Here is a 17661-nt window from a genome sequence, read left to right on the forward strand (position 1 = left end):
TGCGGCGCACTCTCCTGCCCTCCGCCCCGTTCGCCTGACGAAAGGACCGTCCTGTGTCCCACTTCCCAGGCCGCCGCCGGACCACCCGGTGGAGGCCCGTCGGCGCCCTGCTCGCCGCCCTTGTCCTGAGCTGCGCCGGTTCCGCCTCGGCCGCCTCGCCCGCCGGCTACGGCCCCACCCCACCGCACAACCCGTACGCGGGCCCCGACGGGACCGCCACCATGCACGGGGACACCGGTTCGTCCGACACCACGCCATGGGCGGGCCCCGGTGCGGGCACGCTCGCGTCCTCGCGTACCGCCCTCGCCTCCGCCTGCCCCACCGTGCTGATCGGGTCCGACGGCTACCCCGTCGCCCTGTGCACCCCCATCTTCGGCCAGGTGCCCACCGTGCACCTGCTCGACCCCGAGGACAACTCCTCCCTGACCACGCTGTCGCTCACCAAGGGCTCCCTGCTGGGCGGGGTGTACGCGTACATCGACCACCAGGACCGGCTGGTCGTGGCGGACGGCAGTCGCAGCCTGCTGCGCGTCGGGCACCACAGGGACAGTGAGGGTGACTGGCGCCTGACGGTCGACCGCCGCCTCTCCCTCGCCTCCGTCATACCCGAGGACGACGCGGTCACCGGACTGGCGCCGGACTGGAAGGGGCGCGTGTGGTTCGCCACGGGCGGTGGCGTGGTGGGCACCGCGGACGACTCCACCGGCACCGTGAAGACGCTCAGGCTGCCGGCCGGCGAGCGCGTCGCCAACAGCATCTCGACGGCTCCTGAGGGAACGGCGGTCACCACGACCCATGCCACCTATCTGCTGGACACCGAGGACGGCACCCCGAGGATCGTCTGGCGCACGGCCTACGACCGTGGCTCCGCCCGTAAGCCCGGCCTGCTGAGCTGGGGCAGCGGATCGACCCCGACCTTCTTCGGGCCGGGAACGGGCACGGAGTACGTCACCATCGTGGACAACGCGGACTCCGCAGCGCATCTGAAGGTCTATCGCACCGCCGACGGCTCGGACGTCTGCTCGGTGCCGGTGCTCCGGGCGGCCGGCGGTCCCGGCAGCGAGAACTCCCCCGTGGGGGCCGGACGCAGCGTCTTCGTGGCGGGCACCTACGGATACCCCTACCCCGCGGTCCCCGAGGGCGCGGGGACCAGCGTGCCCGCCTCGGCCGACTTCGCCGGGGGCCTGTCCCGGGTGGACGTACGCGCGGACGGCACGGGCTGCTCACTGGTCTGGGACAACGCGCTACGGTCGGCCGCCGTCCCGAAGCTCTCGACGGCCGACGGCCTGCTGCACACCGTCGTGCGCGATCCGCTGATCCCCGGCACCAGGGGAACGAGCTTGCTCGACCCCTTCCGCTACGTGCAGATCGACCCCGCGAACGGACAGATCACCCGCTCCGGCAAGGTCGGTGTGGGCTCGCTCTTCGACACCCTCCAGATGGCGGGCACGATCACCGAGGACGGCGCCTTCCTGCAGGGAACCGTGACCGGCGTACTGCGCATCACCGCGCAGTGAGCGCGCGTGGCGGGCAGCGCTGCCTGCCCGCCACGGCCTCACGCGTCAACTCCCGCCGTGTGCCCCTCCATTGCACGGCATGTTTAGGTTAGGCTCAGCTAAGTCAGGCTCGAAGGGGCGTGCCGTCAGGGGGAGTCGGTCCATGCGTGTGCCCGCCGCCGGCCCCTCCCCCACGCCGGGCCGACGGGCGCCGTCCCGGTCCCGCACCTGGACCGTGACGGCACTGCCGGTGATCCTCGCGGAACACGCGGGGCAGCCGCCCGGCGGACGGGGGCTCTCGTCGACCCGTGCGGGCCGGTCAGGACGGACGGTGCGCGGGCCGCGACCGTGCCACCCTGACGGCCGCCGGTACGCCGAGGCGCCTCTCCGCGCAGTCATCTCGGTACTCCGCCGCGTTCGCGGGGCCGTGACCAACGGATCATCTGCGCGATGCACGCTCACCTCGGCGTCCCGATGACACCGGCGGACGCCTTCCTGCACGGCATCCGGCCGTTCGCCGCCCCGGTGGCGGACGGCACCGCAGAGGAGCACGCCACGGCTCTCCGCCCCCTCGCCCGTAGCGCCACGTGCCGCCCGACGGACGGCCCGACGCGCGCACCCGGCCCTGGGGGCGAGGAGCGGGTGACCGGGGCACAGGGCACGGGGCGCACTCGGACGGCACGGGCCGCTCGCACACGGGATGAGGAGAGACATGGGACCGCTCGTCAGGAACCGCACGTCAGCAGAGCCGCCGGCCGGGGGACAGCCCCGGCGGGAACGACCGCGCAGCGGCACGGTCGTGGTGAAGTTCGGCGGCAACGCCATGGTGGACGCGGGCCTCCAGCGGTCCTTCGCCCAGGACGTGGTGCGGTTGCGGCAGGCCGGGCTGCGACCCGTCGTGGTGCACGGGGGCGGCCCGCAGATCAACGCGATGCTGGACCGCCTCGGCCTGGAGAGCCGCTTCGAGGCCGGGCTGCGGGTGACCACTCCGGAGGTCATGGACGTGGTGCGCATGGTGCTGACGGGCAGGGTCCAGCGTGAACTGGTCGGCCACATCAACCTGCACGGCCCTTTCGCCGTGGGCATGACCGGCGAGGACGCGCACACCATGACGGCGGTACGGCGCACGGCCCGGGTGGACGGCCGCCCGGTCGACATCGGCCTGGTCGGTGACGTCGTGGACGTGAGACCGGGCATGCTGCGCACGCTTCTGGAGCAGGGGCACATCCCCGTGGTCTCCCCCGTGGCGCGCGGTGAGGACGGGCAGGTCTACAACGTCAACGCCGACCTTGCCGCGGCGTCCCTCGCCGTGGCCCTGGGCGCCGAGCGACTCGTGATGCTCACCGACGTGGAAGGGGTCTACGCGGACTGGCCGCGCAGCACCTCCGTGCTCCAGCGCCTCACCGCGGACGCCGTCCAGCAGATGCTGCCGGGCCTGACGAGCGGGATGCTGCCCAAACTGGAGGGCTGCCTGCGCGCCGTCCGTGGCGGCGTGGGCCAGGCCCACGTACTCGACGGCCGGGTGCCGCACGCGGTGCTGCGGGGCGTCCTCGACGAGACCAGCCCCGGGACCACCGTGGTTCCGGGACCGGGATGCGTGCCACCCGGCAGGCCGGAGGACTCCGTCCACGGCACCGCCGAACCCGCGGTGGCGGGCGCGAACCCGTAACCGCGGGCCTGACACGGCAACGGCCGCCCGTCGCGGAACGGGCGGCCGACTGCGGGAAATCCGGGGAAATCCCGACGCCGCGCACGCGTCGCCCCCGCGGCGCGGGTGTTCCCCACGGCGCACGGCGCCACCGGGCGGACCGGCGTCCCGTACGGCCGCGCGGAAGGGAGGCCCCACGGCACACGGGGCCTCCCTTCCGGCCGTGGCCGGGCCCCTCGCCGTGGCGTCAGGCGCCTGCCGACTCGGCGAGCGAGCGGGGCCGCAGATCGGTCCACCGGGCCTCGATGAACTGCAGGCACGCCTCGCGTGAGCTCTCCTCCAGGACGGTCGTCCACCCGCCGGGCACGGCGGCGAAGGACGGCCAGAGCGAGTGCTGGCCCTCGTCGTTCACCAGGACCAGGAAGCGGCCTTCGGGGTCGTCGAAGGGGTTGGTGCTCATCCGGCAGTTCCTCCTCGGGTCCGACGGGGCCCGGACGGCCGCGTCGAGGTGTGCGTCGGTTCGGCGGCGGGTCCGGCCGGGCCGGGTACGGGACCGGCGTGGCGGGCCCCGTCCGGAAGATGGTTCGGGGATGGAAGAGAAGGCCACGATTAGGTTAGGCTCCCCTAATCAACGCGAGCTTAGCCCTTCAACTTGCTGCTCACAAGGAGACGTTCATGCACCGGGTGAGGGAACGGGTCCGCACCACGGACGGCGGGAAGGCACCGGTCTTCACGTCGTTCCGGAGCCCTGACGGCCACGCGGCCGGCGACGCGTGACCGGGCGGGCGGCGGGCCTGGTGACGGACCGGGAGAACGCCTTCGGCGCGTACGGGCTCCCCGGCACGCCGGGCACGGAGGCGTTCTGGGCGGCGGTGAGCACACCCGTCGCGGTCCCCGACGGGGAGGGCGGGTGGCTGACCCTGTTCCTCCGGCGCGGGTCGCCCGCGCACATCGACTTCGAGAGCTGGTCGGCACCCGTGCCCCTGCGCCGGTGGGCCGGCACGGACTGCTGGTACGCCGAGGTGCGCATGCCCGCGCGGCTGCGCGTGACCTACCGGTTCCTCGCCGACGACGGGGCGTACGCCGATCCGTTCAACCCGTCCGGCGCGGGCGGTGACCGCTCCGTCGCCGCGACGCCCGGCCTTCCGCCGCAGCCGCACTGGCCCGCCGTCGGTGCGGACGACGTCCTCCCGGTCCCGCGCACCCGGGTCCGCTGGGCGAGCGGACGACTCGGCGGCCGCCGTACCGTGCGTGTGCACCCCGTCGGGGGAGGCGGGCCGGCAGTCCTGCTGCTCGACGGCGACGACTGGCTCCACCTCCATCCGGCCATGGCCGCGTTCGACTCGGCCGTCGCCTGCGGCGACATGCCTCCGGTGACCCTCGTCTTCCTCCCGGCCAAGGACCGAGAGGCCGAGTTCGCGTGCACCCCCGCGCTCTGGGAAGCCGTGCGGGACGAACTGCCGCCGCTGGTGGCGGAGTCGGGGGTGCCCGCGGACTGGGACCGGCTGGTGGTCGCGGGGCAGAGCCTCGGCGGGCTCAGCGCCATGTACGCGGCGCTGGAGTTCCCGGAGCTGGTCTCCCGGCTCGCCCTCCAGTCACCGTCGTTCTGGTGGGAGCCAGGAGCGCCGGACCGCCCCGATCCGCTGGGCGGACCGGTCGGCGGCGCCCTCGCCGCCCGTCTGCGGCGGGGCCCCGACCTCTCCGCGCTGCGGGTCGCGTTCGACGTGGGGGAACACGAGACACGCATGCTGCCGCACTGCGAGGCGGCCGAGACGCTCGCCGCCCGGGCCGGTGCGACCGTGCGGGTCTCCAGGTCGCCTTCGGACCACGACCGGGCCGGCTGGCGTCACGCCCTGCTGAGGGATGTCGCCTGGGCGCTGGACCGGTAGGTCACCTGGCCACCGCGCGGCAGTACTCCGCGTCGGTGGCCAGCAGGTTGCGATGGGTGTCCTCGGCGGTGACGACGCCGTCGTCGAGGACGAGGACCCGGTCGGCCGCGTCCAGGAGCGCCGGACTGCTGGTCATCACCACGGTGGTCCGGCCGCGCCGCAGCTTGGCGATGTTGCGTGCGATGAGCTGCTCGGTGACCGCGTCGACAGCGGTCGTCGGGTCGCGCAGGACGAGGATGCCGGAGTCGGCGGCGAGGGCCCGGGCCAGGGAGAGCCGCTGCCGCTGTCCCCCGGAGAGGTTCGCGCCACGGTCGCGGACGGCGTGGTCGAGGCCTTCGCGTTGCAGGGCGACGACATCGGTCAGCAGGGACGCCTCGACGGCTTCCGGGATGATACGGCTGGTGCCCGAGGGATCGATGTTGGTACGGAGAGTGCCCGCGAAGATCTCCGCGTCATAGGGGTTCACCAGCATGTGCGCGCGGAGCGCCTCGACCGACAGCTCCGCGATCTCCCGGCCGCCGACCCGCACCACCCCTTCGTAGGCGTGCGGCGGGACGTTCGCCCCCAGGACCGACGCCAGGTCCGCCGCCGCACGCGGCTGGTAGGCCGCGATCGCCACGAACTCGCCCGCACGCACCTGGAACTTCAGCTCCCGCAAGGCGCCGTACCGTACGCCGTCGATCTCCAGTTCTCCGCCCTCCCCCGGCTGCTGCGAGCCCGGCTCCGTGAGGGGCGGCGCCATGAGCACCAGGGCCATCCGCTCCGCCGACGCGCGCGCCATCATGACGTACTTCGGCATCTCGGAGAACATCTTGAGGGGCTCCATGATGAACTGGGCCAGCCCCACGGCCATGACGAGTTCCCCGACGGTGATCCGGCCTTCGTACGCCAGCCAGCCCGCCGTCAGGGTCACGGCGGCGGCGAGGACCGCGTTGAGGGCGAGGGCCGTTCCCGCGTACACGCCGTTGACCCTGGCGACGGTGACCGCCTGGTGCTTCGCCTCCGTGCTGACCTTCTCGTAGGACCGGAACGCCGCGTGGTTGCCGCCGAAGCCGTGCAGGGGGCGCAGCCCGGTGATCAGGTCGGCCACCTTGGCTCCCGCGCGCGCCACCCGGGCCTGCTGTTCGCGGGTGCTCGAACCGATCCGCCGGGACATCACGCTCAGGACCGAGAGGATCGCGACGGTCCCCACGATCACGAGCAGGCCTAGCCGGACGTCGGCCAGTCCCAGCGCGACCGCCGCGACGACCACGGCGACCAGCGAACTCACCAGCAGTGGCACGACCTCGACGATGTCGGCGGTCTGGTCGGCGTCCTCGGTGGCGATGGTCAGCACCTCGCCGGACTTCAGGTCGACGTCCCTGGCCACCGGCTGGAGTCCGCACGCGGCGACTTTCACCCTCCAGCGGTGCGCCTCGGTCGTGTTGGCCTTCTGCAGGACGCGCATCCCGAACCGCCACGACAGCGAGACGGTCGTGATGATCACGGCCAGCCCGGCGATCGACAGGCCGAGCGAGCCGAGGCTGCGCTCGCGCATGGTGTGCTCGACGATCAGGCCGAGCGCGATGGGGAAGGCGGTCTCACCCGCCTGGTAGAGACCCATGAGGAGGGTGCCGCGAACCACCGCACCGGCGTTGCGGCGCAGTGCGGTCCGCAGGATTCCGGCCCCGGGACGGGGCCGCTTCGTGTCAGCAGTTGTCATCAAGATGGCGGGCAATCGCTTCCGGGGTTCGAAGGGTGAGCAGATCACGGATCGTGATCACAGGACCGTACTCGCGGCGGAGCAGCCCGATCAGGCGCACCGCCAGCATGGAGTGCCCTCCGAGGGACACGAAGTCGCTGACCGCGCTCACCTCGTCGTCGTCCAGGTCGAGGGCCTCGGCGAAGAACTCGCAGACCACTGTCTCCGTCTCGGTCTCCGGGCCGCGTTCGCCCCCCGTGGTCAGCACGCCGAGCGGCCTCGCCTCGGGCAGCGCCTTGGTGTCGGCCTTCCCGTTCACGGTCAGGGGGATGCTGTCGACCTGGGCGTAGTGCGTCGGGCGCAGGAAGTCGGGCAGCCCGCCGCCGGCCTCGGCGGCGACCGTCGGCAGGTCGGAGCCGCTCAGCACGAGATAGGCGGCCAGCCGGTGCGAACCGTCGACCTGCGGGTCGGGCTGGGCCACCGCGGCGACGAACCGGACCGCCGGGTGGGCGGCGAACGCGGCCTCCACCTCGCCCAGTTCGACCCGGTGTCCCCTGATCTTGACCTGCTGGTCGGTGCGGCCGAGGTACATCAGGTTCCCGTCGGGCCGCCGCACGACCAGGTCGCCGGTGCGGTACATGCGCTCGCCGGGCTCCCCGAACGGGCACGCGACGAAGCGGTGCGCCGTCTGGGCGGGCTGCCCGAGGTAGCCGCGCGCGATGCCGACGCCCGAGACGTAGAGCTCCCCGGGCACGCCGTCCGGCAGTGGGCGCAGCCACGGGTCCAGCACGTAGACGTCCGTGTTGTCGATGGCCACGCCCACCACCGGGTCCTGGCATTCGAAGGTGCCGACTCCGAGGGTATTGATGGTGTACTCGGTGGGCCCGTACAGGTTGTAACCGGCCGTTCCCTCCGTCCCGGCGAGCCATTGCCACAGCGCCGGGGTGACGGCCTCACCGCCCAGCAGCACCAGCGCCGGCCGCCGCTCGGGGTCGTCGAGCAGCCCTTCGGCGAGGAGTTGCTGCGCGTAGGTCGGGGTCACGTTGATGACGTCGATCCTGTGCTCGGCGCAGTACTCCACGAGACGGGGTGCGTCGCGGCGCAGTTCCTCGTCGCAGATGTGCACCTCGTGGCCGTCGGCGAGCCACAGCAGCTCCTCCCACGACATGTCGAACGCGAAGGAGACCGTGTGCGCGATACGGAAGACGCGGTGCCCGTGGCCGGCCAGCACCGGCTCGAAGATCCGCCGCTGATGGTTGATCAGCATGTTGGTGAGTCCCGCGTACTCGGTGACCACTCCCTTGGGCTTCCCGGTCGACCCGGAGGTGTAGATCGTGTACGCGGGGTGCCGCAGGCGGTCCGGAGAGTCCGGCGCGAACGTCACGAAGGGCTCGCTCCGCGGCAGAGGGCGGTCGAGCTCGATCAGGTCACCGGTCAGCCGGTGGGCCACGGAGCTCACGGTGAGGATCACGTCCGGGCGGGCGCCGTCGAGGATCGAGGCGATCCGCTCGTCCGGGTGGTCCAGTTCCAGCGGGACGTACGCCGCCCCCACCCGCAGCACGGCGAAGAGGGCCACGATCGAGTCGAGGGAGCGCGGGACGGCGAGGCCCACGGTCCGCTCCGGCCCGATCCCGCGCCCGGCGAGCACGCCCGCCCACGCGCGGCTGCGGTCCCGGAGCTGCGCGAACGTCATGGACGCTCCGTGGGCGACGAGGGCCACCCGCTGCGGGTTCCGGTCCGCCGCGCGGTCGAACCGGTCGACGACGGTGTCCGTGCCGATGTCGGTGCGCTCGCCGGGCTCCGGGGCCGGCGCGAGACCCCGCAGGGCACCGACCGGCCCGGTGGCCCGGGCCAGGTCCTCCAGGACACGCAGGTAGTCGTCGACGAGCCGGCGTGCCTTCCGCGCGTCGCCGTCGCGGTACTCCAGCTTGACCGTCAGCCGGTCGCCCGGCGTGACGACCCAGGTGAACGGGTAGTGCGTCGAATCGTCCGCCGCGACCGCCGTGATGCCGTGCCGGGCGTTCATCTCGGCGAAGGCGTCCATGTCCAGGAAGTTCTGGAGCACGAAGAGGTTGTCGAAGAGGCTGTCGTGCCCGCTGGCCCGCTGGATCTCCCCCAGCCCCAGGTGTTCGTGCTCCATCGCGTCGACCCTGGCCGTCTGGACGGATGCCAGATAGGCCCCGACGCTGTCGTCGGGCCGGGCGCGTGTCCACATCGGCACGGTGTTGAGCAACACCCCGACGATCCCGGACAGGCCTTCTCCCTCCCTGCCCGAGACCGTCACGCCGAAGACCGCGTCGCTGCGGCCCGTGTGCGCGCCCAGCAGGAGGCCGAAGGCGCCGGTGAGCACCGAGTTCAGCGTGACGCCGTGGGTCCTGGCCGCGTCCCGCAGCAGGTCGGACTGCGCGGCGGTCAGGGTGTGGACGAGTGCGCGCGGCAGTTCGTCGGGGAAGGACGCGCGTGGACCGGCGAGCAGCGTGGGGCCGGTGAGGCCGGCCAGGTGGTCCGCCCAGAACCGCTCGGACGCGGCGGCGTCCCTGGCGTCCAGCTCCCGGGCGTGGTCCTCGAAGCTGGGCGTCGCGGGAGCCGCGTCCAGCTCCTCACCCGCGAGGAGGGCCTGGTAGGCGCCGAAGAGGTCCCGCAGCAGGATCTCGCGGGACCAGCCGTCCCACAGCAGCAGGTGGTAGCTCAGCAGCAGGCCGTCGTGACCACCGGGAAGACGTACGACGGTCAGCCGGATCAGCGGTGGTTCGCCGGTGTCGAAGCCCGTGTCACGGTCCCGGGCGCGCAAGGCGTCGACCTCCGTGTCCGACGACAGCCGGACCGTGCGGACGTCGACCCGCCGCCCCGGCGCGAGCACCTGGACGGGGTTGCCGTGGTCGTCGGTGGCGAAGCCGGCGCCCACGCCGGGGTGGCGCGCGATGACGTACGCCATCGCCTCGGCGAGCGCCTCGGTGTCCAGGCGTCGGTCGAAGCCGAAGTAGCTCTGGGCGACGTAGTGGCCCGCCGAGCCTGCCATCTGGGCCTGGAAGTACAGACCGCGCTGGAGCGGGGTGACCGGTGCGGTCCGTACGGCCGTCGCGGCGGCGTCGGCGAGGCGTTCCAGAGCGCCGCGCCAGTGGTCGGTCACCTCGTCGGGAATGCCGTCGGCGAGCGTGAACACCGCGTGCAGGCCACCGGTCACCTCGTCGGTCCAGGCGTTGACCTCGACGGCGTACGGGCTCCCCTGTTCGCCGCCGGTGATGTGCGGTGCCAGCGTCTCACCGCCCCGGCCCAGGTAGTTGAACAGCACCTGGGGACGGGCGGTCAGCAGCGGGGCGGTCTGCGGGTCGAGGTGGCGCAGCTGCCCGTAGGCGAGGTGCCCGAGTGCGTCGGGCTGACGCGCGACGAGTTCGCGGGCCGCCGCCACGGGGTCGGTGTGCGCGGTGAGGCGCACGGGCGCGATGGAGGTGAACCAGCCGACCGTACGCGTGTAGTCGTGGCCCTCCGCCAGCGGGACCCGGCCGTGACGTTCCAGGTCGATCGCCAGGTCGGTGGGGGTTGGCTGGATCCGTGTCAGCGCGGTACGCAGCGCGCCGCAGAGGAGCTCGGTGAGCCCGATGCCGAGCGCGGCGGGAGCGGTGCGGGTCAGCCGGTCGCTCACCTCGGGGGCGAGGACGACGGTGGTCTCGCGCGGACTCCCGGGCGCGGGGACCAGCGGGGGTGCCTGGAGCGTGGTCATCCAGTGCCCGAGGCTCTCGGTGACGTGGGCGGACCCGATGCTCAGGGCCTCGGCGTACGCGGCGTAGGGCGTGGTCGGCGCCGGCAGCTCCGCCCCGCGCATCGCGGCGGCCAGGTCGTCCAGAAGGATCAGCCAGGAGACCGCGTCGACGACGAGGTGGTGCGCGGTGACCACGAGGGTCCGGCTCGCGTCCAGCCAGGTGAACGCGATGACCTCACCGGACTCCGGATCGAGCAGCCCGGCGGCCTCGTTCGCGGCGGTGGCCGCGTCGGACGTGTCCGCCCTGCGGACCACGGTGACCGGGCGGGGCGGTTCGGTGCGCAGGACCCATACCCCGTGCGCGGTGTCCAGGCGCAGGCGCAGCATCGGATGTGCGGCCACGACCGCGTTCGCGGCGCGCTCGGCATCGGCGAAGCCGGTGTCCTCGGCTGCCGCCAGCGTCCTGGCCTGGGCGAACCGGGCGAGCGATCCGCCCAGTTCCCGCTGGCGCAGGATGATCGGCGTGGGAGGCAGCGGGCCGTCCTGCCGGACGGGTGCGGGGGCGGGGTCCTGCGGTGCGTCCGTCGTCAGACGTCCCGCGAGCGCCCGGGGTGTCTTGAGGAGGAACACGTCGCGTGGCGCGATCCGCAGCCCGAGAGCCCGGGCCCGGTTGATGACCGTGATCGCCACGATGCTGTCCCCGCCGGCCATGAAGAAGTCCGTGTCGCCGTCCACGGCAGGGGCGCCCGGCAGGGCGTCGGCGAAGATGCCGACGAGCGCGTCGAGCACGGTGCCGCTCGCGGTGGCGGCGGGCTGTGAGACGTCCGGCGCGGCACGCTCGGCCAGGGCCTTGCGGTCGAGTTTGCCGTTCACGGTCAGCGGGAGGGCGTCGATCGTCAGCACCCGGCCGGGGACCATGTGGGCGGGCAGCTTGCTGGCCAGGACGGCGGTGAGGTCGCCGGGGGCGTGTCCCACGAGGTGGGCGACGAGATGGTCCCCCTCGGCCGCCACGGTGACGGCCACGTCGACCACACCGTCGAGCTCGCGGATCGCGGACTCGACCTCACCAAGTTCGATGCGGAAGCCCTTGAGCTGCACCTGGTCGTCGGCGCGGCCGGTGAACTCCAGCTCGCCGCCGAGCGTGCGGCGGGCGAGGTCACCCGTGTGGTACATCCGTGAGCCGTCCCCGGTGAACGGGTTCGCCACGAACCGCCCGGCGGTGAGCCCCGGCCTGCCGAGGTATCCGAGCGACACCTGGTCGCCCGCGACGTAGATGGCGCCGACCCGGCCGGGCGGCACGGGCCGCAGCCGGTCGTCCAGCAGATAGGTGACCAGCCCGGGCAGCGGGCCGCCGATCGGGCTGACGTCGCCGTCGAAGTCCTCAGGGGTGAGCACCCGGTGGGTGACGTGGACGGTGGTCTCGGTGATGCCGTACATGTTGACCAGCTCCGGCGAAGCGGTGCCGTGCCGCTCGACCCAGCCGCGCAGCCGCGCCGGGTCCAGCGCCTCACCACCGAAGATGACGCGGCGCAGGGCGGGGAGGGGTTCTGCGGTGTGCCGGTCGGCCTCGACGAAGCGGTAGAAGGCCGAGGGGGTCTGGTTGAGGACGGTCACTCCGTGCTCGCGGACGAGCCGGTGGAAGTCCACCGGGGAGCGGGTGAGCGCGTGGTCGGGTACGAGGAGCTCGGCGCCGTGGGTGAGTGCGCCCCACAGCTCCCAGACGGCGAAGTCGAAGGAGGAGGAGTGGAACTGGACCCAGACGTCGTGCGGCCCGAATCCCATGGCGGGCCGGGTGTTGGCGAGCAGGGTCACGACGCTGGAGTGCGGCACGACGACGCCCTTGGGCCTGCCGGTCGAGCCGGACGTGTAGATCACGTACGCGGGGTCGTGCCATCCGGCCCCGGCGGCGGGCGGCAGTCCGTGCTCCGGGGCGGACTCGGCGGGCTCCTCCCCCGTCACGAGCACGCGCGCCGACACCCCGCACCGGTCGAGCAGCTCCGTGAAGCGGTCCCGCTCCCCCGGGGCCACGAGGACGACCTGGGGGGCGGAGTCGGCGAGGACGTACTCCAGGCGTTCGTCCGGGTACGCCAGATCCAGCGGTACGTACGCGGCGCCGGCACTGACGACGGCGATCAGGGCGACGACCTGTTCCAGGGAGCGTGGCACGGCGACGGCGACCCGTCGGCCCGGCCCGGCTCCGGCCGCGCGCAGGGACGCAGCCAGGGCGTCCTTCGTGTCCGCGAGTTCGCGGTACGTCAGCGACCTCGTTCCGCCGTCGAAGGTGCACAGGGTGACGGCACGGGACTCCGGGCCGCGCCGCGCGGCGTCGTCGAACAGCCGGCCGAGCGTCGTCGGGGCGACCTGCCCCTGCTCCTGGGCGGTGCCGGGTGCCAGCTCCTCGACGAGGGCGTCCAGCCGGGTGAGCAGCCCGGCGAGGGCTCGGGTGAACGTGCGCAGGATCCCCTGGGCGTCCCCTTCCCGCAGCAGTGCGCCGTCGTAGATCAGGTTGAAGCGCGGACGGCCCTCCGAGTCTCGTTCGACCACCAGGGTCAGGGGGTAGTGGGGGGCACCCTCGTTCACCAGGGCGGTGATCACCAGCTCGTCGTCCGGTCCCCGGAGGTCTCCCAGGTCGGTCGCGACGTCGAAGACCACGAGCGTGTCGAAGAGGGCTCCGCCGCCGGTCCGCCGGCCGATCCTCGCCAGCGAGACGTGCTGGTGCGGCAGTACGGCGCTCTGGTGCTCGCGCACCGAGGCGAGCAGCTCACGCGCGGTGGTGCCGTCGTCCCAACGGGCCCGCACGGGGATGGTGTTGATGAACAGGCCCACCATCTCCCCGATGCCGGGCACCTCCGCGTCGCGCCCTGACACGGTCGAGCCGAACACCACGTCCCGCGTGTGCACGATGCCGCCGAGTGCCACCGCCCAGGCGCTGTGCACGGCGACGCTCAGAGGCACGCCCGCGGAGCGCGCTCCCTCGTCGACGTCCTCCACCGGCACCACGGCGGTGTCGGCGAACCGGTCGGAGGGGGTGTGCCCGTCGGCGACGAGCGAAGGGCCGGGCAGTCCGTCCAGCTGCTCGCGCCACACCCGGTCGCTCTCGCCCTCGTCGAGGCCCGCGAGCCACCGGACGTAGTCGAGGAAGCCGCCGAGCGGGTACAGGCTGCCCGGCGCGTGGTACTCGGCGAGCAGCGCGCGGAGCATCGGAGGAACCGACCAGCCGTCCGCGATGATGTGGTGGACGGTCTGGACGAGCACGTGGTGCCCGGCTCCCGCCCGGACGAGCGTGTACCGCATCAACGGCCCCGTGGCCAGGTCGAATCCGGCGCGGCGGTCCCGCTCGGCGAGGTCGCGGATCTCCTCCTCGGTGATCCCCGGCCGGTCCAGGGTGGTGAAGGGGGCGCTCGTGCCGCCTTCCAGGACGGAGACCACGCGGCCGTCGGTCAGCGCCACGAACCGTGCGGCGAGGTTCGGGAACAGGGTGAGCAGCCGGGTGGCCGCTGCGGCGAGGCGGTCCGCGTCGACGTCGCCTTCCAGCGTCAGCAGCTGCTGCTCGACGTAGCTGCCCCGCGTGTCCTCGTCGAAGACCGAGTGGAAGTAGAGACCTTCCTGAAGGGGGGTCAGGGGCAGGATGTCGCGGAGCGCCGGTCCGTCCAGGGCGTCTACGTCGGTCTGCGTGAGCCGCACGAGGCCGAAGTCGCTGGGCGAGTGGCCGCCCTCGTCGAGCGCGGCCAAGCCGGTCAGGGCCTCCAGGAAGTACCGGCCGATGGCGGTGATGTCCTCGTCGGTGAACATGCCGTCGGGCCACGAGATGGTGGTGACCAGCTCGTACGCACCGTCCTCGGCGGGCTCGGCGATCGCGTTGAACTCCAGGGCGCGCGGCAGGCGCATCCTCGGGTCGCGCCGTTCGCCCAACTGGCCCGTGGCCCCCGCGAACTCCCAGTCCCCCGCAGTGCCCGAGTCGAAGCGGCCCAGGTAGTTGAAGAGCACCTGCGGGGCCGTCGCGTCGAACCTGGCGCCGGCCAGGTGGCGCAGGACACCGTAGGAGAGGCCGTTGGCGGGCACCCGGGCGAGGTCGTCCTTGACCGCCTTCACTGCGGCGGCCAGGTAGGCGGGCGCGGTGAGGTCGGGCGCCGCGCCGGGGTCCACCACGACGGGGAACAGGGTGGTGAACCAGCCCACCGTCCGCGAGAGTTCGGGTTCGTACCCGGCGGTCTCCGCCACGAACCGCCCTTCGCGGCCGTGACCTTCGAGCTCGATGTGGGCGAAGGTCTGGTCCTGCCCGAGGTCCCGGCGCCATCGGGCGAGGGCCACGGACAGCCCGGTCAGCAATACGTCGTTGACCGCGGCGTGGAACTTCGCGGGTGTCTCGCCCAGCAGTGCGGCCGTGGTCGCGGGGTCGGCCGTCACGGTCCTGATCTGCTCCCGGGCCACGGTGTCGGCGGGGGACGGCGCGCGCCGCCCCACCGGCCGGTCGGGCCCCGGCAGGGGACGCCGGTAGTAGCCGCCGTCCGCCGTGAACTCCGTTGCCTCCAGCAGCTGCGTCCAGCGTCTGAAGGAGGTGCCCACCGGGGGCAGCTGGACAGGGGCGCCGGAGACGTGCTGTCGCCATGCCGTGGCGAGGTCCTCCAAGAGGATGCGCCAGGACACGCCGTCGATCACCACATGGTGGGCCGCCAGCACCAGTTGCCGGGCCCGGCGGCGCCAGACGGCGCGCAGCATCACACCGGCGTCCGGGTCCAGCCCCTCGGAGGCGAGCTCGGCGCAGGCGTCGGGCGGCAGGTCGCTCTCCTGCCAGTGCGCGCCGGCGCCGTCCGCCGGGGGGATGTCGAAGCTCCACCGGTCGCCGCGCACCAGCCGGGCGCGCAGCATGTCGTGCCGCTCGACGACGGCGGTGAGCATCCGGTCGAGTGCGTCCCCGGTGAGCTCCGCCGGCACGTTCAGCACCACCGACTGCACGAAGCCGTCGATCGCGTCGGTCGTCTCACCGAGCCACTGCACGATGGGCGATCCCACGACGGGGCCGGTGGGCGTGTCGCCGCTCCTGCCGGCGGAGACGTCCTCGCGGCTCGCCACCGCGGCCAGCGCCCCGACGACGCTGTGGGTGAAGATCTGGCGTGCCGTGACGTAGAGCCCCGCCTCGCGCAGCGCGCTCAGCAGCGAGATCGCCAGGATGCTGTCTCCGCCGAGCCGGAAGAAGTCCTGGTCGACACCCACCTCTTCGAGACGCAACACGGACGCCACCGTGGCGCACACCAGGCGCTCGTTCTCGGTGGTGGGCGGGAGGACCGAGCCCGGCGCGGTGCGGGGTTCCGGCAGCGCGGCCCGGTCGAGCTTGCCGTTGGCGGTGAGCGGGAACGCGTCGACCACGACCACGTGGGCGGGCACCATGTACTCCACCATGTGCCCGGCGGCCCATGCCTTGACCTCGTCCTCCGCCAGGTCCTCGTGGCCTGCGGACGGAATCACGTAACCGACCAGATAGGTGCCGCCCGCGGAGTTCTTCCTGGCGACGACACAGCTGTGCCGTACGCCGGGGTGCTCCGCCAGCCCCACCTCGACGTCCTCGATCTCCAGCCGCATGCCGCGGATCTTGATCTGGTTGTCGGCGCGGCCGAGGAAGTCCAGCGACCCGTCCGGGGCGAAGCGCGCGAGGTCGCCGGTGCGGTAGAGCCTGGACCCGTCGTCCGCGAAGGGGTTCGCGACGAACCGGGACGCCGTCAGACCTGGCGCGTTGACGTAGCCGCGCCCCAGGAGGAACCCTCCCACGTACAGCTCGCCGCCGACTCCGACCGGGACCGGGCGCAGCTCGTCGTCCAGCACGTACAGCTGGGTGTTGGGGTTGGCCTTGCCTATGGAGGTCGACAGCCGCTCCGCCGCGCCCCGGTAGATGACGTGCGAGACGCCGATGGTCGTCTCGGCCGGGCCGTAGCCGTGGTACATCGGGATGTCGAGCCGGGTGCGGAACCGCTCGTACAGTTCGGGCGTCAGCACCTCACCGCCGCACCACACATGGCGCAGGCTGTCCAGCCGCCCGGAGTCGCCCGCCATCTCCAGCAGGACGTCGAGCATGGAGGAGACGAGGTAGGTGAAGGTGACGCGCTGGTCGGCCATCACGCTCAGCAGGTGCTGCGGATCGCGTTCGCCGCCCGGCCGCAGAACCACGAGTCTGCCGCCGCTGACCAGGGGCAGGAAGATCTCGTTGATGGAGATGTCGAAGGACAGCGGGGCTTTGAAGAGAGAGGCGTCGTCGTGGCCGAAGTGCAGGATCTCGTCGACCTGCCAGAGCAGGCGCTCGCTGATCGCCTCGTGCCGGATCATCGCACCCTTGGGCCGTCCGGTGGAGCCGGACGTGAAGATCACGTAGGCCAGGGCGTTCCCGGGTACGGTCACCTCCGGTGCCACCGCGGGGTGTGCGCCGAAGCTCCAGTCACCGAGATCGACAGGGACGGCCGCCGGTTCGCCCTCGGCGTGTTCGCCCGAGGCGTTGAGCTGCAGTACCACCCGGGCGTCCTCGACGACGACGGCGCGGCGCGCGGCAGGCCACTGCGGATCGAGGGGGACGAAGGCACAGCCGGCCTGGAGCACCCCGAGCAGGCCGACGACCAGGTCGGCGGAGCGGCTGAGGGAGATGCCGACGACCTCTTCGGAGGTGAGCCCGCGGCCGATCAGGTGGTGCGCCAATTGAGCCGACGCCTCGGCCACCTGACGATACGTCAGCGAGCGATGTTCATCGACGACCGCGACGGCGTCGGGGCGCAGACGCGCCTGCTCCCGGAACATCTCCACGACGGTGGGGCGGACGCGAGGGGCCGCCGTGTCGTTCCACCGGGTGAGCGCCTCGATCCTCGCCTCCGGGCTGGAGGGCCCGATGGTGCCGACCGGCCGGTCGGGGAAGTCGGCCAGGTCGTCCAGCGCGAGTTGCGCGTCGGCTCGCTCGACGCCTTCGGGGATGGTGATGCTGCGCCCGTCGGCCCCCACCGACCAGCCCTCGGGGGCGCTGCCGCCGTTGCCGGCCCAGCCGAGTACGTCGGCGAACAGGGTGCCGGGGGTGAGTTCCATGCCCTCGGGACTGCGGCCCGTCGCCCAGTAGGCCAGGCCGATGGCGCACGCCTGGGCGATGGTCCGGTCGGCGTGGTCGCCGGTGCGCCTGCGCACACCGGCCAGGCCCGTAGGAGAAAGCAGCACGAGGCGAGCGCTCGGATCCACCATCGAAGACTCAACGTCCTTCCAGCGTAGGAGAGTGGGCT

Annotated in this window: 6 protein-coding genes; 3 read left to right on the forward strand and 3 right to left on the reverse strand. The window is 72.8% G+C overall.

Going from position 1 to position 17661, the window contains the following annotated elements:
• Positions 1 to 53: 53 nt before the first annotated feature.
• Both ACFY8O_RS13160 and argB read left to right on the forward strand, forming a co-directional pair.
• Positions 54 to 1517 (forward strand): hypothetical protein, encoded by a 1464-nt coding sequence (locus ACFY8O_RS13160; RefSeq protein WP_387901383.1) that lies wholly within the window; start codon positions 54 to 56, stop codon positions 1515 to 1517.
• 691 nt (positions 1518 to 2208) lie between these two features.
• Positions 2209 to 3165 carry an acetylglutamate kinase gene (gene argB / locus ACFY8O_RS13165; RefSeq protein ID WP_387901384.1) on the forward strand — a complete coding sequence of 319 codons (957 nt, stop codon included), beginning with the start codon at positions 2209 to 2211 and terminating at the stop codon, positions 3163 to 3165.
• 226 nt (positions 3166 to 3391) lie between these two features.
• On the opposite strand, the gene ACFY8O_RS13170 is transcribed toward argB, so the two are convergent.
• A complete protein-coding gene (locus tag ACFY8O_RS13170) occupies positions 3392 to 3604 on the reverse strand; it encodes an MbtH family protein (protein WP_387901387.1) in 213 nt (70 codons plus the stop codon).
• A 313-nt stretch (positions 3605 to 3917) separates the two neighbouring features.
• Here ACFY8O_RS13170 and ACFY8O_RS13175 point away from each other — a divergent pair, with 313 nt between their 5' ends.
• Positions 3918 to 5033, forward strand: coding sequence for an alpha/beta fold hydrolase (locus tag ACFY8O_RS13175; RefSeq protein ID WP_387901389.1), 1116 nt, complete (start codon positions 3918 to 3920; stop codon positions 5031 to 5033).
• Between the two features lies 1 nt (position 5034).
• Here the strand turns inward: ACFY8O_RS13175 and ACFY8O_RS13180 are convergent, their stop codons facing one another.
• Positions 5035 to 6735, reverse strand: a complete 1701-nt coding sequence (locus ACFY8O_RS13180) for an ABC transporter ATP-binding protein (RefSeq protein WP_387901392.1) — start codon at positions 6733 to 6735, stop codon at positions 5035 to 5037.
• Positions 6722 to 17623, reverse strand: coding sequence for a non-ribosomal peptide synthetase (locus tag ACFY8O_RS13185; RefSeq protein ID WP_387901395.1), 10902 nt, complete (start codon positions 17621 to 17623; stop codon positions 6722 to 6724). Before ACFY8O_RS13185 ends, ACFY8O_RS13180 begins: the two co-directional genes overlap by 14 nt.
• Positions 17624 to 17661: the final 38 nt, after the last annotated feature.

Source organism: Streptomyces argenteolus, from assembly GCF_042902585.1.
GTDB classification, from domain to species: domain Bacteria; phylum Actinomycetota; class Actinomycetes; order Streptomycetales; family Streptomycetaceae; genus Streptomyces; species Streptomyces argenteolus.